Annotated in this window: 23 protein-coding genes; 15 read left to right on the top strand and 8 right to left on the bottom strand. The window is 64.0% G+C overall.

Annotated elements, in window-relative coordinates; all coding sequences use genetic code 11:
• Positions 1-58: 58 nt before the first annotated feature.
• The 3 genes from AC07Y0_RS04530 to AC07Y0_RS04520 all read left to right on the top strand — a co-directional run bounded on the left by AC07Y0_RS04530 (position 59) and on the right by AC07Y0_RS04520 (position 4,352).
• Positions 59-904 carry a hypothetical protein gene (locus AC07Y0_RS04530; protein ID WP_498674946.1) on the top strand — a complete coding sequence of 282 codons (846 nt, stop codon included), beginning with the start codon at positions 59-61 and terminating at the stop codon, positions 902-904.
• A 116-nt stretch (positions 905-1,020) separates the two neighbouring features.
• Positions 1,021-1,953 carry a ribose-phosphate pyrophosphokinase gene (locus AC07Y0_RS04525; RefSeq protein ID WP_498674945.1) on the top strand — a complete coding sequence of 311 codons (933 nt, stop codon included), beginning with the start codon at positions 1,021-1,023 and terminating at the stop codon, positions 1,951-1,953.
• Between the two features lie 119 nt (positions 1,954-2,072).
• Positions 2,073-4,352: a methyl-accepting chemotaxis protein gene (locus tag AC07Y0_RS04520; RefSeq protein WP_498674944.1), complete on the top strand. Its 2,280-nt coding sequence runs from the start codon at positions 2,073-2,075 to the stop codon at positions 4,350-4,352.
• 65 nt (positions 4,353-4,417) lie between these two features.
• On the opposite strand, the gene AC07Y0_RS04515 is transcribed toward AC07Y0_RS04520, so the two are convergent.
• The 3 genes from AC07Y0_RS04515 to AC07Y0_RS04505 all read right to left on the bottom strand — a co-directional run bounded on the left by AC07Y0_RS04515 (position 4,418) and on the right by AC07Y0_RS04505 (position 7,542).
• Positions 4,418-4,816 carry a DUF779 domain-containing protein gene (locus AC07Y0_RS04515; RefSeq protein ID WP_498674942.1) on the bottom strand — a complete coding sequence of 133 codons (399 nt, stop codon included), beginning with the start codon at positions 4,814-4,816 and terminating at the stop codon, positions 4,418-4,420.
• Positions 4,817-4,928: 112 nt separating this feature from the next.
• Positions 4,929-6,443 (bottom strand): aldehyde dehydrogenase, encoded by a 1,515-nt coding sequence (gene adh / locus AC07Y0_RS04510; RefSeq protein WP_498674940.1) that lies wholly within the window; start codon positions 6,441-6,443, stop codon positions 4,929-4,931.
• A gap of 139 nt (positions 6,444-6,582) precedes the next feature.
• Positions 6,583-7,542: a helix-turn-helix domain-containing protein gene (locus tag AC07Y0_RS04505; RefSeq protein ID WP_498674938.1), complete on the bottom strand. Its 960-nt coding sequence runs from the start codon at positions 7,540-7,542 to the stop codon at positions 6,583-6,585.
• 364 nt (positions 7,543-7,906) lie between these two features.
• Between AC07Y0_RS04505 and AC07Y0_RS04500 the strand changes: the two genes are divergently transcribed.
• The 6 genes from AC07Y0_RS04500 to AC07Y0_RS04475 all read left to right on the top strand — a co-directional run bounded on the left by AC07Y0_RS04500 (position 7,907) and on the right by AC07Y0_RS04475 (position 14,151).
• Positions 7,907-8,506: a 50S ribosomal protein L25/general stress protein Ctc gene (locus tag AC07Y0_RS04500; RefSeq protein ID WP_498674936.1), complete on the top strand. Its 600-nt coding sequence runs from the start codon at positions 7,907-7,909 to the stop codon at positions 8,504-8,506.
• 231 nt (positions 8,507-8,737) lie between these two features.
• Entirely contained in the window at positions 8,738-11,113 is a 2,376-nt protein-coding gene (locus tag AC07Y0_RS04495; protein WP_498674934.1) for an EAL domain-containing protein, read from the top strand.
• Between the two features lie 31 nt (positions 11,114-11,144).
• Entirely contained in the window at positions 11,145-11,861 is a 717-nt protein-coding gene (locus tag AC07Y0_RS04490; protein WP_498674932.1) for a substrate-binding periplasmic protein, read from the top strand.
• 92 nt (positions 11,862-11,953) lie between these two features.
• On the top strand, positions 11,954-12,691 hold the full coding sequence (pth, locus tag AC07Y0_RS04485; protein WP_498674931.1) for an aminoacyl-tRNA hydrolase: 738 nt from the start codon (positions 11,954-11,956) through the stop codon (positions 12,689-12,691).
• A 4-nt stretch (positions 12,692-12,695) separates the two neighbouring features.
• Positions 12,696-13,154, top strand: coding sequence for a GNAT family N-acetyltransferase (locus tag AC07Y0_RS04480; RefSeq protein ID WP_498674929.1), 459 nt, complete (start codon positions 12,696-12,698; stop codon positions 13,152-13,154).
• 70 nt (positions 13,155-13,224) lie between these two features.
• Entirely contained in the window at positions 13,225-14,151 is a 927-nt protein-coding gene (locus AC07Y0_RS04475; protein WP_498674927.1) for an oxygenase MpaB family protein, read from the top strand.
• 16 nt (positions 14,152-14,167) lie between these two features.
• Here AC07Y0_RS04475 and clpS read toward each other — a convergent pair whose 3' ends face one another.
• Positions 14,168-14,479: an ATP-dependent Clp protease adapter ClpS gene (clpS, locus tag AC07Y0_RS04470; RefSeq protein WP_498674925.1), complete on the bottom strand. Its 312-nt coding sequence runs from the start codon at positions 14,477-14,479 to the stop codon at positions 14,168-14,170.
• Between the two features lie 194 nt (positions 14,480-14,673).
• On the opposite strand from clpS, the gene ychF reads away from it, so the two are divergent.
• Positions 14,674-15,777 carry a redox-regulated ATPase YchF gene (ychF, locus tag AC07Y0_RS04465; protein ID WP_498674923.1) on the top strand — a complete coding sequence of 368 codons (1,104 nt, stop codon included), beginning with the start codon at positions 14,674-14,676 and terminating at the stop codon, positions 15,775-15,777.
• 48 nt (positions 15,778-15,825) lie between these two features.
• On the opposite strand, the gene AC07Y0_RS04460 is transcribed toward ychF, so the two are convergent.
• From AC07Y0_RS04460 to AC07Y0_RS04450, 3 genes are all read right to left on the bottom strand, one after another.
• Positions 15,826-16,917, bottom strand: coding sequence for a hypothetical protein (locus AC07Y0_RS04460; RefSeq protein ID WP_498674922.1), 1,092 nt, complete (start codon positions 16,915-16,917; stop codon positions 15,826-15,828).
• A 205-nt stretch (positions 16,918-17,122) separates the two neighbouring features.
• The gene (locus AC07Y0_RS04455) at positions 17,123-17,329 is read right to left on the bottom strand and encodes a YgaP family membrane protein (RefSeq protein WP_498674920.1); all 207 of its coding nucleotides are present in this window, start codon (positions 17,327-17,329) and stop codon (positions 17,123-17,125) included.
• A gap of 78 nt (positions 17,330-17,407) precedes the next feature.
• A complete protein-coding gene (locus AC07Y0_RS04450) occupies positions 17,408-18,070 on the bottom strand; it encodes a Crp/Fnr family transcriptional regulator (RefSeq protein ID WP_498674919.1) in 663 nt (220 codons plus the stop codon).
• A gap of 67 nt (positions 18,071-18,137) precedes the next feature.
• Between AC07Y0_RS04450 and AC07Y0_RS04445 the strand changes: the two genes are divergently transcribed.
• The 5 genes from AC07Y0_RS04445 to AC07Y0_RS04425 all read left to right on the top strand — a co-directional run bounded on the left by AC07Y0_RS04445 (position 18,138) and on the right by AC07Y0_RS04425 (position 21,062).
• Positions 18,138-18,605, top strand: coding sequence for a MaoC family dehydratase (locus AC07Y0_RS04445; RefSeq protein ID WP_498674917.1), 468 nt, complete (start codon positions 18,138-18,140; stop codon positions 18,603-18,605).
• A complete protein-coding gene (locus AC07Y0_RS04440; protein ID WP_498674914.1) occupies positions 18,602-19,069 on the top strand; it encodes a MaoC family dehydratase in 468 nt (155 codons plus the stop codon). The genes AC07Y0_RS04445 and AC07Y0_RS04440 overlap by 4 nt, the downstream gene beginning before the upstream one ends.
• Before the next feature lie 12 nt (positions 19,070-19,081).
• Positions 19,082-19,561, top strand: a complete 480-nt coding sequence (locus AC07Y0_RS04435; protein ID WP_498674912.1) for a glutathione peroxidase — start codon at positions 19,082-19,084, stop codon at positions 19,559-19,561.
• A gap of 4 nt (positions 19,562-19,565) precedes the next feature.
• A complete protein-coding gene (locus AC07Y0_RS04430; protein ID WP_498674910.1) occupies positions 19,566-20,372 on the top strand; it encodes an AraC family transcriptional regulator in 807 nt (268 codons plus the stop codon).
• A 78-nt stretch (positions 20,373-20,450) separates the two neighbouring features.
• Complete coding sequence (locus AC07Y0_RS04425) at positions 20,451-21,062, top strand: LysE family translocator (protein WP_498674908.1); 612 nt, start codon at positions 20,451-20,453, stop codon at positions 21,060-21,062.
• A 10-nt stretch (positions 21,063-21,072) separates the two neighbouring features.
• Here AC07Y0_RS04425 and AC07Y0_RS04420 read toward each other — a convergent pair whose 3' ends face one another.
• Positions 21,073-21,615, bottom strand: coding sequence for an adenine phosphoribosyltransferase (locus AC07Y0_RS04420; protein WP_028735706.1), 543 nt, complete (start codon positions 21,613-21,615; stop codon positions 21,073-21,075).
• Positions 21,616-21,714: the final 99 nt, after the last annotated feature.

Below are 21,714 nucleotides of genomic sequence, written 5' to 3'. Positions count from 1 at the left end.
GATTTTAACGTTATCCTCTTCAAATCCACACGGAGGTGGCACGAGGACAGCAGCGACGATGAAACTCTCCCGAACGGCGACGGCCGGCCTGATCGCGGCGGCAGCACTCACGGCCTGCAACACGCCCGATGCCCTGGTGCCACCGATGGAAATCGGCGACGGCGGCCAGCCCGTGAGCGAGAACGAACTGTCGCAAGGCCCGCAATCAGCCTATTCGGAACCGTCCTACACCCAGAGCCCCTCGCTCGCCGAGCAGGGTTATAGCCAACAGCCGCAGAACTCGTTGGAAGCCCAGGCCGCCGCTCTCGCATCGGGCCAGAGCAATCCGGTCGCCTCTCCGCCGCTCTCCGGCGGACAGTTCAGCGAGGACAGCTATCCGCAAGCTCCCGCCCCGGCGGCCCAGCAGCTCGCACCCGCGGAGGGACCGCTGCAGCCGCCCGCCCAGCCGGCCGAACCCGCCCAGGCACCCCAGCAGGCGGCGCAGCAGCAGCCGGCCCCCGCCCAGCCGAACGTCGCCGCCCTCGCCCCGGCCGGCGCCGCCGGCACGATCCGCTTCCTGCCGATCATCGGCGCCCCGGTCCAGTCGATCACGCCGCTGTCGCGCCAACTCGGCGCCGAGGCGCGTGGCAAGGGCCTGACGATCAAGAGCGCCAGCGATCCGGCCAGCGAACACATCCTGAAAGGCTATTTCTCCGCCTTCGGCGACGGCGGCACCGTCACCGTCGTCTATGTCTGGGACGTGCTGGACAGCGGCGGCAACCGGCTGCACCGCATCCAGGGCGAGGAGAAGGTCCCGTCCGCAGCGACCGATCCCTGGGCCGGCGTACCGGCTTCGCTCATGCAGCAGATCGGCACGAAGACCATCGCCGAATACACGTCATGGCGGCAGACGCGCGGCGGCTGAACGGCACGGCCTGGAATCTTTTCGCGAAAAAGGTAGGCATTTCCGGCAAACCACTTGCATTCGGGGGGAAGGGCGCTAAAAAGCGCCCATCTCAGCATGACAACAGGCGGACCAACATGAAGGTTTTCGCAGGTAATTCGAACCGGCAGCTCGCCGAGGCAATCTGCAATTATCTCAACGTACCACTCGGAAAAGCCAGTGTCAGGCGGTTCGCAGACCAGGAAATTTTCGTAGAAATCCAGGAAAATGTGCGCGGTGAGGACGTCTTTGTCGTCCAGTCGACATCATTTCCCACCAACGATCACCTGATGGAACTGCTGATCATGATCGATGCCTTCCGCCGCTCGTCGGCCAAGCGCATCACGGCAGTCCTTCCCTATTTCGGCTATGCCCGCCAGGACCGCAAACCCGGCCCGCGCACCCCGATCTCGGCCAAGCTCGTCGCCAATCTGATCACCGAGGCCGGCGCCGATCGCGTGCTGACCCTCGACCTGCATGCGGGCCAGATCCAGGGCTTCTTCGACATCCCGACCGACAACCTCTATGCCGTGCCGCTGCTCGCCCGAGACGTTAAGGATCGCTACGACACGAAGAACGTGACGGTCGTCTCGCCCGACGTCGGCGGTGTGGTGCGTGCCCGTTCGCTCGCCAAGCGGCTCGACTGTCTGCTGGCCATCGTCGACAAACGTCGCGACCGGCCGGGTGAATCGGAAGTCATGAACGTCATCGGCGAGGTGGCCGGCAAGGACTGCATCCTGATCGACGATATCGTCGACAGCGGCGGAACGCTCTGCAATGCGGCCGAAGCGCTGTTGAAGAACGGGGCCACCAGTGTCACCGCCTATATCACTCATGGCGTGCTGTCCGGCGGCGCGGTCGCCCGCGTGACCTCCTCCAAGCTGCGCGAGCTGGTCATCACCGACTCGATCCAGCCGACCACGGCGGTCCAGTCCGCCCACAACATCCGCGTGCTGACGACGGCCAACCTGCTGGGCGAGGCGATCAACCGCACCAGCGCCGAAGAATCGGTATCGAGCCTGTTCGACTGATCCCTGGCGGCGCACGCAAGCGCGCCGCCACTCCCAGATCAACCACCCCTCGCTTAACCGCTCCGTAAGCAATTCGCTCGAAACTTCCCATAGGTTGTATGCCCGTGGGAGGGAAATTTATGTTACGAAGCCATTTGGGCGGCGCCAAACCGCGCGCCTTGTCATCCGTCAAAGCCAAATTTGCCGCGCTCGTCGTCGGCGCAACGCTCGTCTCTTGCCTGTCCGTCGGCATCCTGAGCTACCAGGTCGGCAAGAGCGGCCTGATCGAGGCCGGCAAGCTTCGGCTCGAATCCGTCACCAATACCCAGTCGAAGGACCTCAACGCCTATATCAGGCGGATCGACCAGTCCCTCTCTGACCTCGCGCAGAACACGGCGATCGGCGAAGCGACGGACATGATGGTCAACATCATTCCCCTCGAAGCCAAGGACATCAAACAGGTCTTCCAGCCCGCCGGCATGAGCATCGACGAGCGCGCCGCCATCGACGGCTCAAAGCTCAAGCTGCTCTACGGCGTGCGCCATGCGAGCTTCCACGGCACGGCCGCAAGCGCCTGGAAAAACACCAATGCCAGCGACGTGATCATCATCGATAACGCCGGCACGCTGGTCTACACGGTCACCAAGGGCAAGGAATTCCTCTCCACCGTGGCCGACCCCGAAAATGCGGCGATCAAGGAGATCTACGACCGCGCCAACGCCGGCAAGCTCGACGAGACGCATGTCTCCGGCTTCGCCGACTACCCGCAGGGCGAAGACGGCGCCTCGGCGCTGATCGCAAAGCCGCTCGCCATCTCCGTTTGGGGAGAGACGGTGAAGAAGGGCGTGGTGATCATGCGCATTTCCGCGAGCAGGCTTTCCGCCATGCTGGCGCCCGACGGGCTCGGCACCAGCATCGACGATGCCTTCCTGCTCAGCGGCGACGGCACGGTGCGCGGCGGCACGGTCAGCGGCGGCAAGGACGCCGTGATCGCCCCAGCGCTGAAAACCGCAGCATCGACTGGCGAAACCGGGTCGACCTTCGCCGTTTCGGGCGACCATTCGTCCTTCTACTCCTACCTGCCCGTCACCCTGTTCGGCCAGAAACACCTGCTCGTCGTCGGACAGGACGAAGCCAAGGTGCTTGCCTCCGCCAACGAACTCGCCTGGTGGGCGGTGTTGACGACCGTGGCCGTTCTCGTCGCCATGGGCGGGGTGGGCATGATGGTCTCCTCCGGCCTCACCCGGCCGCTCACCGATCTGGCTCGCCTGATGAACCGGCTGAACGAGGGCGACAAGAATATCGACATCACCGCGACGGGTCGGGCCGACGAGATCGGCGTCATGGCGCGGGCATTGGAATCCTTCCGCCAGAACGCGGTCGAAAAGGAGCGCATGGAAGCGGATGCCGTGCAACGCGGCGCCCAGATCGACGACGAGCGGCGCCAGCGCGAGGCGGAGAAGACCCGCAGTGCCAAGGAACTCGAGGATGCCGTCTCCGCCCTCGCCGGCGGTCTGCAGAACCTGTCGGGTGGCCGCCTCGACCTGCGCATCGAGCGGCCCTTCGTGGCGTCTCTCGATCACCTGCGCGTCGACTTCAACAACTCGGTGGAACGCCTGGAAGACACCATCCGCACCATCAGCGAAAGCGCCGACACGATCCGCGCGGGATCTGCGGATCTGAAGAGCGCCTCGGAGAATCTCTCCCATCGCACGGAGCGCCAGGCCGCCTCGCTGGAAGAGGCAGCCGCGGCCCTTGGCGAAATGACCGGATCGGTCAACGACGCCCTCAAGCGCTGCGAGACCGCCGTCAAGGTGACCGCCGACACGCTCTCGGACGCCAAGACCTCCTCCAGTGTGGTCAATGACGCGATCGTTGCCATGGAGCGGATCGAAAGCTCCTCGGCCAAGATCCGCCAGATCATCGACGTGATCGACCAGATCGCCTTCCAGACCAATCTGCTGGCGCTCAATGCCGGCGTCGAGGCAGCTCGTGCCGGCGAGGCCGGCAAGGGCTTTGCCGTCGTCGCCCAGGAGGTGCGGGAGCTCGCACAGAAGTCCTCGGGCGCCGCCCGCGACATCAGCCAGCTGATCAACACCTCGACCAACGACGTCGCCGACGGCGTGGCTCTGGTGCTGAAGACGGGCGAGAGCCTGCACAAGATCGAGGGCAATATCGAGACGATCAACAACCATATCGGCTCGATCGCCGACGCGTCGCGCGAACAGTCGCAGCGACTCGGCGAGATCAATGCCTCGGTCAACGATCTCGACCAGGTGACTCAGCAGAATGCGGCCATGGTCGAGGAAACCACCGCCGCCGCCTTCGCGCTGGCCAGCGAAGCCGACGGACTGACCCAGCAGGTCAACAGTTTTGCCATCGACCACGCCCCGCGCGGACCGGCCCGCCGCGCCGCCTGAGACAAGACTGCCAGGACTGAAAAGTCCCGCGAAGCGCAGGCTCCGCGGGACTTCCTGTTTCGAGCCTATGCGGAGGTCTTCGCCGCGACTGCCGGAACGGCGCAGGCCTCGCCGCCGGAAAACAGCCGCGAGCGCGTGAGGAAGCGTCGCTCGCGTCCGTTGTCGAGCGAGAACATACCCCCTCGCCCCGGCACCACGTCGATAATCAGCTGCGTGTGTTTCCAGACCTCGTACTGCGACCCGCTGATATAGACCGGCACGCCGCCGATCTCTCCGAGCTTCACGTCGGTCTCGCCGACCCGGTACTCGGCGGTCGGATAGCACATCGGCGACGAGCCGTCGCAACACCCGCCGGACTGATGAAACAGAATGTCTGGATGATCCGCCTGGATCTCTCGGATGAAGTCGAGCGCCGCCTGCGTGGCTATCACGCGCGGCTCCGCCGGATTGGTCTCGTCGATCATGGCGTATTCCTCCTTCCCGAAACGGCAATCCCTCCCCCTGCCAGGGGCAGGGAGAGGGACGGCAAGAGGCTGAAGCGGGGGCAACAGACCTCTTCCCTGTGGAGATGGTGGATCAGAAGAAGCCAAGCGCCTTCGGGCTGTAGCTCACCAGCATGTTCTTGGTCTGCTGGTAGTGATCGAGCATCATCTTGTGGGTCTCGCGACCGATGCCGGACTGCTTGTAGCCACCGAAGGCCGCATGGGCCGGATAGGCATGGTAGCAATTGGTCCACACACGGCCAGCCTGGATGTCGCGGCCGAAATTGTAGCAGCGATTGGCGTCGCGGCTCCACACGCCCGAGCCGAGGCCGTAGAGCGTGTCATTGGCGATTTCGAGCGCTTCGGCATCGTCCTTGAAGGTCGTGACCGACACCACGGGTCCGAAGATTTCCTCCTGGAAGACCCGCATCTTGTTGTGGCCCTTGAACACCGTCGGCTTGACGTAGTAACCGCCGGCGAGATCGCCCGCCAGGTTGTTGCGCTCGCCGCCGATCAGCACTTCGGCGCCTTCCTGGCGGCCGATATCCATGTAGGACAGGATCTTTTCCAGCTGTTCGCTGGACGCCTGGGCGCCGATCATCGTCGACATGTCGAGCGGGTCGCCCTGCTTGATGGCGGCAACGCGCTTCAGCGCTTTCTCCATGAAGCGGTCGTAGATCTTCTCATGGATCAGCGCGCGGCTCGGGCAGGTGCAGACCTCGCCCTGGTTGAGCGCAAACATGGCGAAGCCTTCGAGCGCCTTGTCGAGATAGTCGTCGTCCTCGCGCATGACGTCTTCGAAGAAGATGTTGGGCGACTTGCCGCCGAGTTCGAGCGTGACCGGGATCAGGTTCTGGCTGGCATACTGCATGATCAGCCGGCCGGTCGAGGTCTCGCCGGTAAAGGCGATCTTGGCGATGCGCGGGCTGGTGGCCAGCGGCTTGCCGGCTTCAAGGCCGAAACCGTTGACGATGTTCAATACGCCCGGCGGCAGCAGGTCGGCGATCAGTTCGGCGAGTACCAGGATCGAGGCCGGGGTTTGCTCGGCCGGTTTCAGGACGACGCAATTGCCGGCGGCGAGCGCCGGTGCGACCTTCCACGCAGCCATCAGGATCGGGAAGTTCCACGGAATGATCTGGCCGACGACGCCGAGCGGCTCATGGAAGTGATAGGCGATCGTGTCGTGGTCGACTTCGCCGATCGTGCCTTCCTGGGCGCGAATGCAGGCGGCGAAATAGCGGAAATGGTCGATGGCGAGCGGAATGTCGGCCGCCATGGTTTCGCGCAACGGCTTGCCGTTGTCCCAGGTCTCGGCGCGGGCGAGCAGTTCGAGATTGTCCTCCATCCGCTGCGCCACCTTCATCAGGATGTTGGAGCGTTCGGTGGTGGACGTCCGACCCCATTTGTCCTTGGCGGCGTGGGCTGCGTCGAGCGCCAGGTTGACGTCCTGCTCGTCGGAGCGGGCAACCTCGCAAAGCTTGCCGCCGGTCACCGGCGTGGTGTTGTCGAAGTAGCGGCCATTGACCGGCTCGACCCACTGGCCACCGATGAAATTGCCGTAGCGGAGCTTGAACGGCGTCTTGCTCGTGGTCTGCACCTGAATGTTCATGCTGTCATCCTCCCTGGAAAAGGTCCCTCCAACGGACCCGTGCGAGGATGATTGCGGAGAACGGTCGGCGGCGATAGGGAGGCGAAATCATACCGCAGCGCACACTGTTTCAGGAATGCGACAGATAAGGCCTATCGGACTATTGCAGGGAGAACCGCTTGATCTTGCGATGCAAGGTGGCCCGGCTGATGCCGAGAAACTGTGCGGCTTGCGAAACATTGCCATTGGTGCGTGTCAGCGCGCGCCGCAGCGCCGCCCGCTCCGCGTCGTCCAGATCGGAACTCGCATCACCTCGGCTCTCGAGCAAGGCGTCGGCCGCCGGCAGCCCCTGGGCGATCCGCTGGTCATCGAGCTTGAGGGCGGCACGCGCGGCCTTTGTTGCCCCGAGGATCAGGTCGTCATAGTCGACCGCGATGAGGGCCGCGGTTGCAGCATGGGCGGTCGGCACCATGATGATGCGCGCGCCCGGAAAGGCCTGGCGGAAGAGTGTTGCCTCGACCCGCGAGGCGACGTCGCGCACCGCCTGGGACAGGATCGCCAGCGTCATGTCGGTCACGTCGCTCCGGCAGGTGGAAATGTCGAGGGCGGCAGCCACCCGGCCCATGTGGTCGCGGATCGGCGCCGTGGCGCAGCTCAGCTCGATGTTGGAGCTGAGGAAATGCTGCTCCCGGTGGATGATGACGGCACGCTCGTCGGCCAGCGCCGTGCCAATTCCGTTGGTGCCGACGCTCGCCTCGCTCCAGACATTCTGCTGCCATAGCCCCAGTTCGCGGAAGTCGGCGTCGTCGCCGGCCGATCCTCGCCGATCGAGCACGATCCCGTCGCGGTCGGACAGCACGATGCAGCAACCGGAGCGCCCGATCGTCTGGTGCAGGCGGTCCACCTCGTCGCTGCAGGCAAGGACGAGATGCTCCATCCGCTCCCGCGCCGAGCGGAACACCGCATCCTCGACCTGGACCGGCTTGCGGCCCTCTTCGGGGGCCAGTTGGTGGAGGTTGAGGCAGCGCCGCCACGACGCGGCGATCGGCGAACTTGCGGCCGCGGAACTCTGCGACGCGGTCGCGTAGACGAGGTCAGAATGGTTGGATGGCTGGCGCATCGGCTCCTCCCAAAGCGATAATGCCTTCGTCGTGGGACTCTTTCAATGACCATGGACTAAAACAAGCACTGCCGCATTGTCGTGGCGCAAACTGTCGCAGATGTGAGACACCTTCGCCAGCCACCTGCCCGCCCGCATGGAAAACGGCGCTGGCCTCAGAGCCGAAAGGTGGCATGCTCGTCCCTTGGCGAGGAAAACGCCCGGCAAAGCTTGCCTTTCCGGCGCTTCTGTTCTATAGCGCGCCCGTCCGTGTAGACACCCTTGGAGGCAACGCGGATGAGGATCTCTATGAGGCCTCCGGTTTCAGCAGGCGACGATATGGTACGCCGGCGAGACTCTCCAAACAACCTCGAAAGGTAAAACCATGAGCCACTCTTCTTACGAGCTCAAGGCCGAGGCGCGCGAACGGGTAGGTAAGGGGTCCTCCCGTGAACTTCGCCGCAACGGTTTGATTCCCGCTGTCATCTACGGTGACAAGCAGGCCCCCATCGCGATCTCGCTCAACACCAACGAAGTGACGAAGCGTATTCACGCCGGCGGTTTCATGACCACCGTCGCCACGATCGAAGTCAACGGCGAGAAGATCAGCGTCCTGCCGAAGGACTACCAGCTCGATCCGGTCCGCGACTTCACCATGCACGTCGACTTCCTGCGCGTCTCCGCTGACAGCAAGGTCACCGTGGAAGTTCCGGTCCACTTCATCAACGAAGACAAGTCGGCCATCAAGATCGGTGGCGTTCTGAACGTCGTTCGTCACGAAGTCGAGCTGCACTGCCCGGCCAACGACATTCCGGAATTCATCACCGTCGACCTCGCCGGCCACAAGATCGGCGACAGCCTGCACATCTCGCATGTCAAGCTGCCGGCTGGCGTCACCCCGGTCATCACCGACCGCGACTTCACGATCGCCACGATCGTCGCTCCGGCTGGCGGCATCGCCGAAGAAGGCGAAGCAGAAGCCTGATAATATACGGCAGCATCGTTGCCGCATGACGATCCCGCCTCCCATCGGAGGCGGGATTTTTTATGCAAGAACCGAGCAGATAGATATAACTTGCGCGAAATTTGTGAGCCACTGCTTTAGCGAGATTTAATCAATTCGTGAAAGCCTGCGGTTTCAATTCATGGGCATCGGGGAGCATATCGTCTTGGCTTTGATCAAGGACCGTCACATGTTTGATGGGACCGCCGCGCCATGACCCGGTCGATCGAAAGCCGTTTCCTTGCCATCGTCGCCGTCACCGTCTTCATTCTGGTGGTACCGCTGTTCGCGCTGTTCCTGACGCTGTCGTCCGAACGCGCCGCCAAGGAACTCCAGGATCACGTGGAAATCCTGCTGGCCACCAATTCCCAGGCGCTGGCCAAGCCGATGTGGGACTTCGACCGCGAGGGCGTCGAACAGATCGCCGCAACCATCGTCTCCGCCAACGGTGTCAGCAAGGTGCAGGTCCGAGACCTGTCGGGCGGCATCAACATCTCCTTGCCGCCCCTGCCGGCCTGGCCGAAAAGCGGCGTGGAATCGAAGTCGCGGGAAATCTTCTACGAGGGCGTGGAAGGCCGAAAGCCGGTCGGAACGATCACCATCTACTACGGCCGGTTCGATACGCTGTCCTCGTTGCGCGACGCGGAAGCCATCCTGATCGGCATTTTCGTCGTCGCCGTCCTTGGCGTCGTCCTCGCCGCGATCTTCGGCAACCGCCTGATGATCATCCAGCCCCTGATGAAGCTGACGGCGGCGATCGAGGCGACCCGCCAGCTCGGCTCGCGCCATCACGTCGACTGGCACTCCAACGACGAGATCGGACGGCTGGCGAAGAGTTTCAACGCCATGCAGATCCAGCTCGAGCAGGAAGAGCGCGAACTGAAGATCGCCCACCGCCGCGCCACCGACATCTACAACCTGACCCCCGCCATGCTGTTCTCGCTCGACGAGCAGGACCGCATCACCGGCGTCAGCGACTACTGGCTGCTGGCCACCGGCTACCAGCGCAACGATGTGCTCGGCAAGCGTTTCGCCGACCTCGTGCATGAGGATGCCCGCGAGGGCTATCTCGAGCGCAAGCGGCAGAAGCACCGCGAGAATGCCGTGGTCGAGAGCACGACCAAGTTCGTCTGCGCTGACGGCAACCTCATGGACGTACTGATCGTCGAGGCGAGCAAGGAGGGCAAGACCGGCGAGAACGGGCTGTCGCTGAGTGTCATGACCGACGTGACCGCGCTCAAGCAGTCCGAGGCCCGCAACCACCGCCAGGCCATCACCGACCACCTGACCGGCCTGATGAACCGCCAGGGTTTCGAAAACGCGCTGGATGCCGAAATCCGCCAGACCGACGCAATGGGCGGGGAACTGGCCTGCATCTTCGTCGACCTCGACCGCTTCAAGTGGATCAACGACAATCTCGGCCATCAGGCCGGCGATACGGTCCTGCGCATGCTGGTCGACCTGATGCGCCCGCTCCTGCCGTCCGGCGCCGTGGCCGCCCGCCTCGGCGGCGACGAATTTGCCGTTCTCCTGCGCTCCGCCAGCGTCGAGCACGACGCGCTGGAGCTCAGCCACCGCCTCTGCGCCATCTTCGATGAGCCGCTGCTGGTGCAGGGCGCCACGGTGCGCCTCAGCGCCAGCGTCGGCGTGGCGCTCTATCCGCGCCATGCCAGCAATGCCGCCGAGCTGCTGCAAAAATCCGACATGGCCATGTACAGCAAGAAGCGCGACGGCAAGAACGGCGCCCTGCTCTACGATCCGCTGATCCAGGACACCACCCGCCAGCGCGCCGCGATCGAGCGCGACATCGAGGCTGGCCTCGAGGAGGACTGGTTCGAGGCCTATTTCCAGCCGATCGTCGATCTCGCCAGCAACCGGGTCGTCGGCTACGAGGCGCTGCTGCGGCTGGAGCACCCGACCAAGGGCACCCTTCCGCCCAGCGACATCATCAAGGTCGCGGAAGAAACCGGTGCGATCACCCGCATCGGCAACCGCATTCTGGAAAAGGCCCTCGCCAATCTGGTGAAGATCTCGAAGGCGACGAAGGACGACGAGGCCTATATCGCCATCAATTTCTCGCCGCTGCAGTTCGACCAGGGCCTGCCGATCCGGCTCGCGGCACTGAGCACCCGCTACGGCATCGCGCCGCACCGCCTGGTGATCGAAATCACCGAAGCGACGCTGCTACACGACAACCCGCAGATCCGCACCATTCTCGACGAATTCAACCGCTTCGGCTGCCGCATCGCGCTCGACGACTTCGGCACCGGCTATTCGTCGCTCAGCTACCTCAACCGCTTCCCCGTCGACATCGTCAAGATCGACCAGTCCTTCATCCGATCGCTTTCGGTCGAGGAGCCGGAACTGCAGCACAAGAGCCGCATGCTGGTCGAAGGCATCACGGCGATTTCGCACAAGATGGAATGCTCGGTCGTGGCCGAAGGCATCGAGACTGAGGAACAGCGCGACATCCTGCGCCAGTTCGGCGTCGATCGCGGCCAGGGCTATCTGTTCGCCCGGCCGCAACCGGTCAGCCAACTGATCGAGACAATGGCAGTAAAACGCAACCGCAGGAGCTCGGTCGCCTGAGCATCCGCTGATATCGAGAAGGAAAGTGCCTATGAGGATCGCCGCATTTCTTCTGTCGATGACATTGGCCGGCGCCGCTAGTGCCGAGACCATCCATTTCACCACCGAGGACTACCCGCCCTACAATTTCCGCGAGGGCGGCGAATACAAGGGGGTCGGCTACGAACAGACGGTCGCCCTGATGAAATACGTCAAGGCCGATCACACGATCGAGATGATGCCCTGGGCCCGGGCGCTGTCGCTTGCCGAGACCGACCGGACGCACTGCGTGTTCACCACCGCCCATATCGCCGAGCGCGACAAGCGCTTCAAATGGGTGGAGCCGCTCGCCATCGACCGCAACGTGATGATCGCCAACAAGGCCTCCGGCATCAAGCCGCGCTCGATCGAGGAAGCCCGCCAGTACACCGTCGGCACCCAGCGCAACGACTATACCCAGGATCTTCTCGAGCGGAACGGCTTCCCGAAGATCGACCTCGCCACCGACCTGAAGCTCACCTTCAAGAAGCTGATGAGCGGACGCATCGACCTGATGCCGATCTCGGAAAAGTACTTCGAGGACCTGAAGGCTGAAGGCAACGCCATCGAGGCGCTGTTCGTCCTGTCCGAACAGAAGTTCGCCATCGCCTGCAACATCGACTTTCCCGATGCGTTGATCGCGGAAATGCAGGCGGGCCTGGACAAGCTGATCGCCGACGGAACGCAGAAGACCATCTTCGAAAAGTACAAGATGCCGACCGGCGACTGACCGGCGCAAGCGCCGCCGCCGCAAACCGGGTTGACAAGGCGACCGTTTCGCGGTGCTGAGAGGCGACCTTTCATCATCGACGGACACGGCTCATGATCATCATAGCGGGGCTCGGCAATCCCGGCGCGAAGTACGGCGACAACCGCCACAATATCGGCTTCATGGCGGTCGACGCCATTCACCGGCGCCATGCCTTCTCGCCCTGGGCGAAGAAGTTTAGGGCCGAGATCGCCGAAGGCGAGATCGCCGGCGAAAAGGTGCTGCTGATGAAGCCGCAGACTTTCATGAACCTGTCTGGCGAATCGGTCGGAGAAGCCATGCGCTTCTACAAACTCGGCCCTGGCGACATCGTCGCCGTGCATGACGAACTCGACCTCCTGCCCGGCAAGGTGCGCATCAAGACCGGCGGCGGCCACGGCGGCCACAACGGACTGAAATCCCTCGATGCCCATTGCGGCAAGGATTACCGGCGGCTGCGCCTGGGCATCGGCCATCCGGGCGACAAGGACCGCGTGCATGGCCATGTGCTCGGCGACTTCGCCAAGATCGATCGCATCTGGCTGGAACCGTTGCTCGACGCCATCGCCGACAATGCCGACCTGCTCGTCAAGGGCGACGACGGCAAGCTGATGAACAAGCTGGCGCTCGCCACCGGCGGCAAGGAGGAGGCCCCATCGCCCGCCAAGGTCGACAAGGCCGACAAGCCTGCCAAGCCGGCCGGCCAGTCGCATATCCGCCAGGCCCGCAACAACGTCCAGCCGAAGAAGCTTCCCGAAACGGGGCCGATGGCGGAAATGCTCAAGCGCATGTTCGGCAAGAAGGACGATTGACGCGATGTCGAAGACCGTCGAGGTCCGGCCGTTGCAGAAAAGCGATCTGGCAGGCCTGCTCGCGCTTTATGCGCAGCTCATCGAAAACGACCTGCCGCTTGCTCCTGCCTTGGCCGAGACACGATTCGATGAAATGCTGAATCATGACGGCCTTACCGTGTTCGGTGGTTTCGCCGACGGCGTTCTCGCCAGCACATGCGTCCTGATCGTGGTGCCCAATCTCACCCGTGGCGGCATGCCCTATGCCTTCATCGAGAACGTGGTGACCGACGGGGCGCATCGCCGCACCGGCCTTGGACGCCAGACGGTGAAGACCGCGATCGATGCGGCATTCGACGCCGGCTGCTACACGGTTCGCCTGCAGACGGGCGGAAAGCGGCCCGGCACGCTCGACTTCTACAGGAGCTGCGGCTTCGACATGACGAAACACGGGCTGGAGGTACGCCGGATCCCACCCCGCTAGGTTTCGCCCGCTCACCCGGGCGGAACAAGGACGGCCGCTGCTGCATTGACCAGCCTTGGAGGCCCCTTACATGCAACTCGCCCTATCGCCGCTACCCCTGCCCGGTCCCTTGAGCCGCAGACTTGATCTCTTTGCCCTCAAGCTGTCCCAGCCCAAGGGCATGACTTTCGACTTCTCCACGCCGCAGGGAGAACCGGCGCTGGTGCCGGCCGACTCGGTCTCCTGGCAGGTGTTCAAGAATCCGGTCACCGTTTTCATCGGCGGCATCGCCGCGGTGCTGCTGGAACTGGCCGAGCCGCATGTGCGCGACGGGGTCTGGCAGCACAGCAGCTTCCGCACCGACGCGCTCACCCGCATGCAACGCACCGGCCTTGCCGCGATGATCACCGTCTACGGCGCGGCCAGCCGCGCCGAGGCGATGATCGAGGGCGTCAACCGGCGGCACGGATCGGTGACCGGCCTGACGGCGGAGGGAAAGCCTTACCGTGCCGACGATCCGATCCTGCTCGACTGGGTCCAGGCGACCGCCGCCTTCGGCTTCATGGAAGCCTATCACCGCTATGCCCGGCCGCTCTCCGACGAGGCCCGCAACCGCTTCCTCGCAGAGGGCAAGGCCGCGGCCGACCTCTACGGCGCGACCAATGCGCCGGTCTCCGTTTCCGAGATGAACATGCTGTTCGACGTGATGCGTTCGAGACTGGTGAAAACCGAGATCGTCTTCGAATTCCTCGACATCGTCGGCAAGGTTCCGGCGCTGCCGGCGGCGCTCCGTCCCTTCCAGAAGCTGCTCATCACCGCTGCAGTCGAGCTTGTGCCCGGCTGGGTGCGCGACCGGCTGGGGCTCAGGCAATCCTGGTCGCTAACGCCGATGCAGCGCGCCCTGGTCAAGGCCGCGGCCTTCGGCGCTGAGCGCATCATGCTGCCCTCGTCTGCCCCCGTTCAGGCCTGTCGCCGCCTGGGACTCCCAGACACCTACCTCTACCGCCAGCGCCCTTGATCACGGCGCAGCACGCCTATTCCTCGGGTTCCGTGGTGAACATCAGCGGAAAGCCGGCGTCCTTGCCGAGATCCGTCGCCTCCTTGGCCTTGGTCTCGGCAATGTCGCGCGTGCAGACGACGACCACGGCCGAGCCGAACTTGTGGGCCGTCATCATCACCCTGTAGCCGGTCTCCTCGCTCATGCGGAAGACCGCCTTCAGCACCATGGTGACGAACTCGCGCGGCGTGTAGTCGTCATTGAGCAGCAGGACCTTGTAGAGCTTCGGCCTTTCCGGCTTCGGCTTGGTCACCGTCTTCGGCTTGAGGGCGACATCGTCTCCCGTCATCGGAACCTCTCCAACGATGACATCGGGCCCGGATCTTCGGCGGCCGGCCCGGAGTTTGCATTCTAGCGCAACGCGCAGCGACCGTCGACGGTGCGCGCAGATAGGCCGGCACCGTTCCGGAGACTTGACCGCACCCTTCCTTTATCCCATAGGCGTGGGCAAAGATCATTCCAAGCTAAGCAGGTACTCTGGCCATGGGCTTCAAATGCGGTATCGTCGGCTTGCCCAATGTCGGCAAGTCCACCCTCTTCAACGCGCTGACCAAGACGGCAGCGGCTCAGGCCGCCAACTATCCGTTCTGCACGATCGAGCCCAACACCGGCGAAGTCGCCGTTCCGGACCCGCGCATGCAGAAGCTCGCAGCCGTCGCCGGCTCGAAGGAAATCATCCCGACCCGCATCTCCTTCGTCGACATTGCCGGCCTGGTGCGCGGCGCGTCGAAGGGTGAAGGCCTCGGCAACAAGTTCCTCGCCAATATCCGCGAAGTCGATGCCGTCGTGCACGTGCTGCGCTGCTTCGAGGACGACGACATCACCCATGTCGAAGGCCGCATCAACCCGGTCGGCGATGCCGAAACCATCGAGACCGAGCTGATGCTCGCCGACCTCGAAAGCCTGGAACGCCGCGTCGAGCAGACCCGCAAGCGCGCCGCCTCGAAGGACAAGGAATCGCTGGCCCAGTTGCCGGTCATGGAAGCCGTGATCAAGCTGCTGAACGAAGGCAAGCCGGCCCGCCTGCTGCTGAAGACGCTTGCCCCCGACGATATCGAGATCCTCAAGAGCCTGAACCTCCTGACCTCGCATCCGGTGCTCTATGTCTGCAACGTCGCGGAAGCCGATGCGGTGAGCGGCAATGCCCATACGGAGGCCGTCGCCAAGATGGCGGCCGAACAGGGCGCGGAATGCGTGATCATCTCGGCGGCAATCGAATCGGAAGTGGCCCAGCTGCCGGAAGAAGAAGCCAAGGAATTCCTATCCGCGCTTGGCCTGGAGGAAGCGGGCCTCGACCGCCTGATCCGTGCCGGCTACCACCTGCTGGATCTCATCACCTATTTCACCGTCGGCCCGAAGGAATGCCGCGCCTGGACCATCGTGCGCGGCACCAAGGCCCCGGCCGCCGCCGGCGTCATCCATACCGACTTCGAACGCGGCTTCATCCGCGCCTTCACCATCGCCTATGACGACTACATCAACTACAAGGGCGAAGTCGGCGCCAAGGAAGCCGGCAAGGGCCGCGACGAAGGCAAGGAATATGTCGTCCACGACGGCGACGTGATCCACTTCCGTTTCAACACCTGAAACGAACCGCCCCCGACATTACAATGAAACGTCAAGCTGCCGCCCTTTTTACCGAAGAGGCGGCAGTTTTGCCTGAAGCGACGGCGGAAGGGTCGAGACCACGCCCCGGCGAAACCACGGCCAGCCAATGCCGATGGTCAGCACCACGAGCCCGACGATCAGCAGGGTGACGAAGACATAGAAGCCGATTTCCATCTGCGCCTTCTCGAACAGCTTGTAGATGGCAAAGCCGAGCGACAGCAGGCCTGAGGTGACGAAGGCGCGGCGGTCGATCACCAGGCCTATGCCCATGAACATCGCGACGATCACGACCACCATCAGGGCCTCGAAGCTGCCGGCAGTCTCGGAGAAGACGGCGAAACCGCCGGCATCCCCGATGAAGACGAAGGACAACATGGCGTAGAGCAAGGCCGGTGCCGCACCCAGATGCATCCAGAACGCCACGTCCGAATTGCGCGTCGTCCTTGCCGGATCCTTGAGGTCGAAGCTGAGCGCAAGGGCAAACAGCGCCAGCGCCGCCGCCAGCAGGATGACCGAGGTCGTCGTGCGATGGTTGAGGATGAAGCCCGGATCGCCGGTTGCCGCGATGATCCCGTTGAAGAGGGCCACCAGCCCCAGGCCACAGGCCGTCATGAACAGGAGCGCCAGCGACAGCGGCACCCGGTAGCGCCAGTAGAAGGGCGCGAGCAGGACCGGGAAAGGCAGGACAAAGAGCAGCGCATAGACCGCCGGCCTGATCCCCTCCCCGTCCGTTTCCAGCACGAGGGCCGCAACGACGGCGATCCACTGCACGAAGGCGACAGTCAGCGCGACGGCCGGCAGGGCCAGCCGCTGTCGGCGCACCAGCACTTCGGCAAGGATCAGGATCGCCGGCAACGCGCCATAGACCGTGCTCACGCCCCAGATCCCGGCGAGCAAGATGACGATGCCGATGGTGATCAGCACATCGTGAAAGCCGCGCACGAAACGCGGCGTCTCGGTGTCGCCCACCGGGCTTTCCGCCTCGGCCGCGTCCATGTCCGGCGGCATCGCCGCGCTGGTCCTGCGGGTTATGTAGGACTGCAACTGCTCGGCCTGGCTGTCGCTGATGATACCTTCAGCGGCCGCATCGGCCAGAATGGCCTTCATATTGGGAACCACGAAACCGTCCTTCGGTGAATTCTGTAACGCCCCTAGATACAGAGCCGCCGATCAGCGGACCAGACCCGTGCCGTCGATTTTCCGAATTGGTGTCGACGGGGGCTTCGAAAGGACTTGCGGCGCATATGCCGTCGCCGAATGGAAAAAGGACCCGCCAGCAGCCAGCCAGCGGGTCCCTCTTGTCGCAACGGGAGTGATCCGAAGATCAGACCTTCTTCATCGGGCAGGTCGACGTACCGAGGATCGAATAGAGCGGGCAGGTCGAGAGAAGCCCGGTCAGAAGCGGTACGATGCCGAGGAGAGCGAGATAGCGCCACGAGGAATCGGGATAGATGAAGAACAACGACAGCACGACGAGACCGACGACGATGCGCAGGATACGATCGATCGATCCGACATTCTTGGCGAACATGGCAATTTCCTTTCGGGGCTGGGCATCTTGCACAGGACCGTCACTATAGCGCGCGGAGCCGATGCGTCGGTGACTAAGTCACGCTTTCGACGACTTGGCCATGCGGCCAAGCTCGGCCGCGTCCAGCACACGGATCAGACCCCGCTCATTGGCGATGACGCCTTTCGAGCCGAGCGCTTCGAGCCGGCGCGACACGACCTCGCGCGCCGAACCGATCATCACCGCCAGTTCCTGATGCGTCACCTCGATCACGTCATGGCCGGCGGCCCTCTCGACCAGCGCATGGGCGAGCCGCTGCTCGACCTTGACGAAGGCGACCTGCTCCAGCACGAACATCAGATCGTTCAGGCGCGCGGCAAAGGCGCGGAACACGAAGGCGCGAAAGGTGGCAGACGTCGCCATCAGTGTCTCGAACACCGCCTGGGGTACCATCACCGCGACAAGATCGGTCTCGGCGATCGCCTCCCCCGTATAGACAGCGCCTCCGAGTACGCCGAGCGTGGTCTGCACGCAGGTCTCGCCGGGCGTCACCGCATAGAGCAGCAGTTCGCGCCCGCTCCGCCCCGTCAGGTAGACGCCGATGCGCCCGGAAACGAGAATGACGAAGGCCTCGGCCTGGTCGCCCGGGCGAAACAGCGTGGTGCGGTCGGCAATGAGCTGCGGCCGCAATCCCTCCAGATGCCCCAGCGCCTCCCGGTCGAGTTCCGAAAGGAACGACGCCTGTTCGATCCATCCCGCCATCGGCACTCCTTGTAATTGTAGTTCGAGGCGGCCATTCTGCACAGAAACGCCCACAAGGAAACGTCGCATGCTATCCCCGAAACTGCATTTCGAAGACTTCCATGTCGGAAGGGTGTTCGAGCTTGGACCGAAGATCGTCGATGCCGCCGAGATCATTGAATTCGCAACGGAATTCGATCCGCAACCGATGCATCTCTCGGAACAGGCCGGCAAGGCCAGCATCCTTGGCGGGCTCAGCGCGTCTGGCTGGCACACCAGCAGCATGTTCATGCGGATGATGATCGATTCCTACCTCCTCTCGTCCGTGTCGGAGGGCGCGCCCGGCATCGACGTCATGGAGTGGAAGAAGCCGGTTCTGGCCGGCGATACGCTCAAGGGCCGCTCCACGGTCACGGCTGCGCGCACCATGCGCTCGCGCCCGCATATCGGCATCGTCACCTTCAGTCACGAACTGGAGAACCAGCGCGGCGAGACGGTGCTGCACTCGGAAAACGCCATCATGTTCCGCATTCGCGACGAGGAAAATGCCGCATGAAGATGACCGAACTCTACCCTGCGGGCCACAAGGTCGAGACCGGTTCGACGCTCTTCACCGCCGAGGACATCATCCGCTTCGCCGAAAAATTCGACCCGCAACCCTTTCACACGGACCCGGAGGCGGCGAAATCCTACGTCTTCGGCGCACTCTGCGCCTCGGGCTGGCACACCTGCGCCGGATGGATGCGCTGCTTCATCGACTTCTGGGGCGCCGAGATTCGGCGACTCAGGACCGAAGGCATCGCACCGCCGAAGCTCGGCCCCTCGCCGGGCTTCGAACAGTTGCAGTGGCTGAAGCCGGTCTATGCCGGCGACATGATTACCTATAGCCTGACCAGCGTGGAAAGCCGGCCGCTTGCGTCGCGACCCGGCCTGATCCTCAACATCGGCCTTGGCGAAGGGGTCAACCAGAACGGGGAAACGGTCCTGCGCTTCAGGACCAAGATCCTCGAATTCGAATAGGAGAAGAGCCCCATGAACCTGCACGATTTCCACGCCGTCGACATCGACGGCAAGGACCGCCCGCTTTCGGACTTCGCCGGCAAGCTGGTTCTGGTCGTCAATACGGCGAGCGCCTGCGGCTACACCCCGCAATATGCCGGCTTGCAGCACCTGCAGGAAAGCTTCGCCGACGATCTCGTCGTCCTCGGCTTCCCCTGCAACCAGTTCGGCGGCCAGGAGCCGGGCAGCGAAGCGGAGATCAAGGCCTTCTGCGACATCAACTACAAGGTCGGCTTCCCGCTGTTTGCCAAGGTGGAGGTCAATGGCGAAGGCGCCCATCCGCTGTTCAAGTACCTGACGCATGAAGTGCCGGGCATCCTCGGCACGGAGGCGATCAAATGGAACTTCACCAAGTTCCTGGTCGGCCGCGACGGCGTGCCGATCGCCCGCTACGCCCCGGGCACCAAACCGGAAGACATCGCCGGCGACATCCGCAAGGCGATCGGGGGCTGAGGCGATGCGGGCGCGCACGAGCGAGTTTCGGCTGCTCCCGACCGGACATCCGGGACTGTCCGCCGTCGTCGCCCGCTCGGCCCACAGCTTCCCGCGCCACACCCATGACGAGTTCGGCATCGGCCTGATTACCCGCGGCGGCCAGATGTCGGCCTCCGGTCGCGGACAGGTGACTGCCGGCGCCGGCGACATCATCACCGTCAATCCCGGCGAGGTGCATGACGGCGAGCCCCTGCGCGGCGAGGCCCGCGAGTGGCACATGCTCTATCTTTCGCCGGGATGCATGCATGAGGTCTCGCTCGGCTTCGGGCCGGCCGGCGAGTTCGAGTTCACCGCCCCCGTCTTCCAGAACGGCGAACTGGCTCGGACCTTCGCGGCCGCCTTCAGGCGGCTGGTGCAGGCCGATGTCGCACAGCCGCAACTGGCCGCCGACGAGGCCTTGCTGAAGCTCTTCGCCTCATTGGTGAGAAGGACGGATCGCCAGGCACCCGATCGCCTTCACACCGGCCTGCAGCGCGCACGGGCACTGCTCGATGCCGACCCGGCAAGCAATCATTCGCTCGGCGGCCTCGCCGCCGAGGCGGGCCTCGGCCGCTTCCAGCTGCTGCGGGCCTTCGTCTCCTGGACCGGGCTGACCCCGCACGCCTATCTGATGCAGAGGCGGGCAAGCCACGCCCGACACCTGATCGCCGCCGGCCACGGGCTTGCCGCCGCCGCGCTCGAAGCCGGCTATGCGGACCAGAGCCACATGACCCGAGACTTCCGCCGCCGCTATGGCCTGACCCCGTCCGCTTTCGCCGGCAGCCGCTGACAGGCTGCAATTCCGTTCAAGACCGGTCCCCGCGGCGGCACTAGGCTGTCCCGGAACGCAATCCGAACGGAAGAGATCATGCTGCTGGAATTCACCCTCACCTCCCTGATCGTCATCGCCACGCCCGGCACCGGCGCGCTCTATACGATCGCCATGGGGCTCTCGCACGGCCGTGCTACCGCCCTCGTCGCAGCGCTCGGCTGCACGCTCGGCATCGTGCCGCACATCGCCGCCGCCATGCTCGGCCTGGCTGCGGTCCTGTCAACCAACGAGACCGCCTTCAACCTTCTGAAATTCGCCGGAGCGCTCTACCTGATCTGGATGGCGATCAGCGTCTGGCGCGATACCAGCCTGCTTACGCCGTCCGCCGACGACAAGCCGAGGTCCGGCCACGAGATCGTCCGCCATGCGGTCCTGATCAACCTGCTCAATCCGAAACTGTCGATCTTCTTCCTGGCGCTGCTGCCACAGTTCGTCCACCCCGACCAGCCGCACGCGCTTTTGGCCATGAGCGGCTACAGCATTGCCTTCATGCTGATGACCCTGGTGGTCTTCGCCCTTTACGGCTGGTTCGCCGCCCTTGCCCGCGACCGCGTGCTGTCGAGCCGGGCGCTCACCAACGCCATCCGCCGGGTCTTCGCCGCAGGCTTCCTGATGCTCGGCGTGAGGCTCGCCCTCGCCGAGCGTTGACGTGCCAGGCTCAGTGGCCGGAGAATTCGACCAGCGTGCGCACCTCGACGCCCAGCGCCTCAAGCTTCTGGCGGCCGCCGAGATCGGGCAGATCGATGACGAAGCAGGCCGAGACCACGTCGGCGCCGAGCTTGCGCAGCAGCTGCACCGCGCCGACCGCCGTACCGCCCGTGGCGATCAGGTCGTCGCACAGGATTACCTTCTCGCCCGGCTCGACGGCGTCGATATGCATCTCCATCTCGTCGACCCCGTATTCCAGGCTATAGGCGATGCTGACCGTCTCATGTGGCAGCTTGCCCTTCTTGCGGATCGGCACGAAACCGGCCGAGAGCTGATGCGCGAGCGCACCCCCGAGGATGAAGCCGCGCGCTTCCATGCCCGCCACCTTGCCGACCTTCAGGCCCGCATAGGGCTGCACCAGTTCATCGACGGCGCGGCGGAAGGCGCGCGGATTGCCGAGCAGCGTGGTGATGTCGCGGAAGATGATGCCCGGCTTCGGATAGTCGGGAATGGAGCGGATCGAGGAAGCGAGCTCCAGCGCAAAATTGCTCATGTTGGGTCCATTGTCTGGTCTGTGGGAGGATGACGCCGGACACTATCAAGTCGGCAAATCCAGACCAACAAAAAAGGCGACCCGAGGGCCGCCTTTTCC

Source organism: Allorhizobium sp. GW101-3B10, from assembly GCF_059424725.1.
Note: the sequence above shows the minus strand (reverse complement) of the source record. Positions and strands in the feature narration are given on the sequence as shown.

Excerpts from the sequence above, each read along its gene's own strand:
- AC07Y0_RS04455 (WP_498674920.1), bottom strand. The coding sequence starts at position 17,329 with ATGTTCGCCAAGAATGTCGGATCGATCGATCGTATCCTGCGCATCGTC.
- pth (WP_498674931.1), top strand. The coding sequence starts at position 11,954 with ATGATCATCATAGCGGGGCTCGGCAATCCCGGCGCGAAGTACGGCGAC.
- AC07Y0_RS04495 (WP_498674934.1), top strand. The coding sequence starts at position 8,738 with ATGACCCGGTCGATCGAAAGCCGTTTCCTTGCCATCGTCGCCGTCACC.
- AC07Y0_RS04435 (WP_498674912.1), top strand. The coding sequence starts at position 19,082 with ATGAACCTGCACGATTTCCACGCCGTCGACATCGACGGCAAGGACCGC.
- ychF (WP_498674923.1), top strand. The coding sequence starts at position 14,674 with ATGGGCTTCAAATGCGGTATCGTCGGCTTGCCCAATGTCGGCAAGTCC.
- AC07Y0_RS04520 (WP_498674944.1), top strand. The coding sequence starts at position 2,073 with ATGTTACGAAGCCATTTGGGCGGCGCCAAACCGCGCGCCTTGTCATCC.
- AC07Y0_RS04430 (WP_498674910.1), top strand. The coding sequence starts at position 19,566 with ATGCGGGCGCGCACGAGCGAGTTTCGGCTGCTCCCGACCGGACATCCG.
- AC07Y0_RS04480 (WP_498674929.1), top strand. The coding sequence starts at position 12,696 with ATGTCGAAGACCGTCGAGGTCCGGCCGTTGCAGAAAAGCGATCTGGCA.
- AC07Y0_RS04515 (WP_498674942.1), bottom strand. The coding sequence starts at position 4,816 with ATGATCGACGAGACCAATCCGGCGGAGCCGCGCGTGATAGCCACGCAG.
- adh (WP_498674940.1), bottom strand. The coding sequence starts at position 6,443 with ATGAACATTCAGGTGCAGACCACGAGCAAGACGCCGTTCAAGCTCCGC.
- AC07Y0_RS04505 (WP_498674938.1), bottom strand. The coding sequence starts at position 7,542 with ATGCGCCAGCCATCCAACCATTCTGACCTCGTCTACGCGACCGCGTCG.
- AC07Y0_RS04450 (WP_498674919.1), bottom strand. The coding sequence starts at position 18,070 with ATGGCGGGATGGATCGAACAGGCGTCGTTCCTTTCGGAACTCGACCGG.
- AC07Y0_RS04445 (WP_498674917.1), top strand. The coding sequence starts at position 18,138 with ATGCTATCCCCGAAACTGCATTTCGAAGACTTCCATGTCGGAAGGGTG.
- AC07Y0_RS04530 (WP_498674946.1), top strand. The coding sequence starts at position 59 with ATGAAACTCTCCCGAACGGCGACGGCCGGCCTGATCGCGGCGGCAGCA.
- AC07Y0_RS04420 (WP_028735706.1), bottom strand. The coding sequence starts at position 21,615 with ATGAGCAATTTTGCGCTGGAGCTCGCTTCCTCGATCCGCTCCATTCCC.
- AC07Y0_RS04490 (WP_498674932.1), top strand. The coding sequence starts at position 11,145 with ATGAGGATCGCCGCATTTCTTCTGTCGATGACATTGGCCGGCGCCGCT.
- AC07Y0_RS04525 (WP_498674945.1), top strand. The coding sequence starts at position 1,021 with ATGAAGGTTTTCGCAGGTAATTCGAACCGGCAGCTCGCCGAGGCAATC.
- AC07Y0_RS04440 (WP_498674914.1), top strand. The coding sequence starts at position 18,602 with ATGAAGATGACCGAACTCTACCCTGCGGGCCACAAGGTCGAGACCGGT.
- AC07Y0_RS04500 (WP_498674936.1), top strand. The coding sequence starts at position 7,907 with ATGAGCCACTCTTCTTACGAGCTCAAGGCCGAGGCGCGCGAACGGGTA.
- clpS (WP_498674925.1), bottom strand. The coding sequence starts at position 14,479 with ATGACGGGAGACGATGTCGCCCTCAAGCCGAAGACGGTGACCAAGCCG.
- AC07Y0_RS04425 (WP_498674908.1), top strand. The coding sequence starts at position 20,451 with ATGCTGCTGGAATTCACCCTCACCTCCCTGATCGTCATCGCCACGCCC.
- AC07Y0_RS04475 (WP_498674927.1), top strand. The coding sequence starts at position 13,225 with ATGCAACTCGCCCTATCGCCGCTACCCCTGCCCGGTCCCTTGAGCCGC.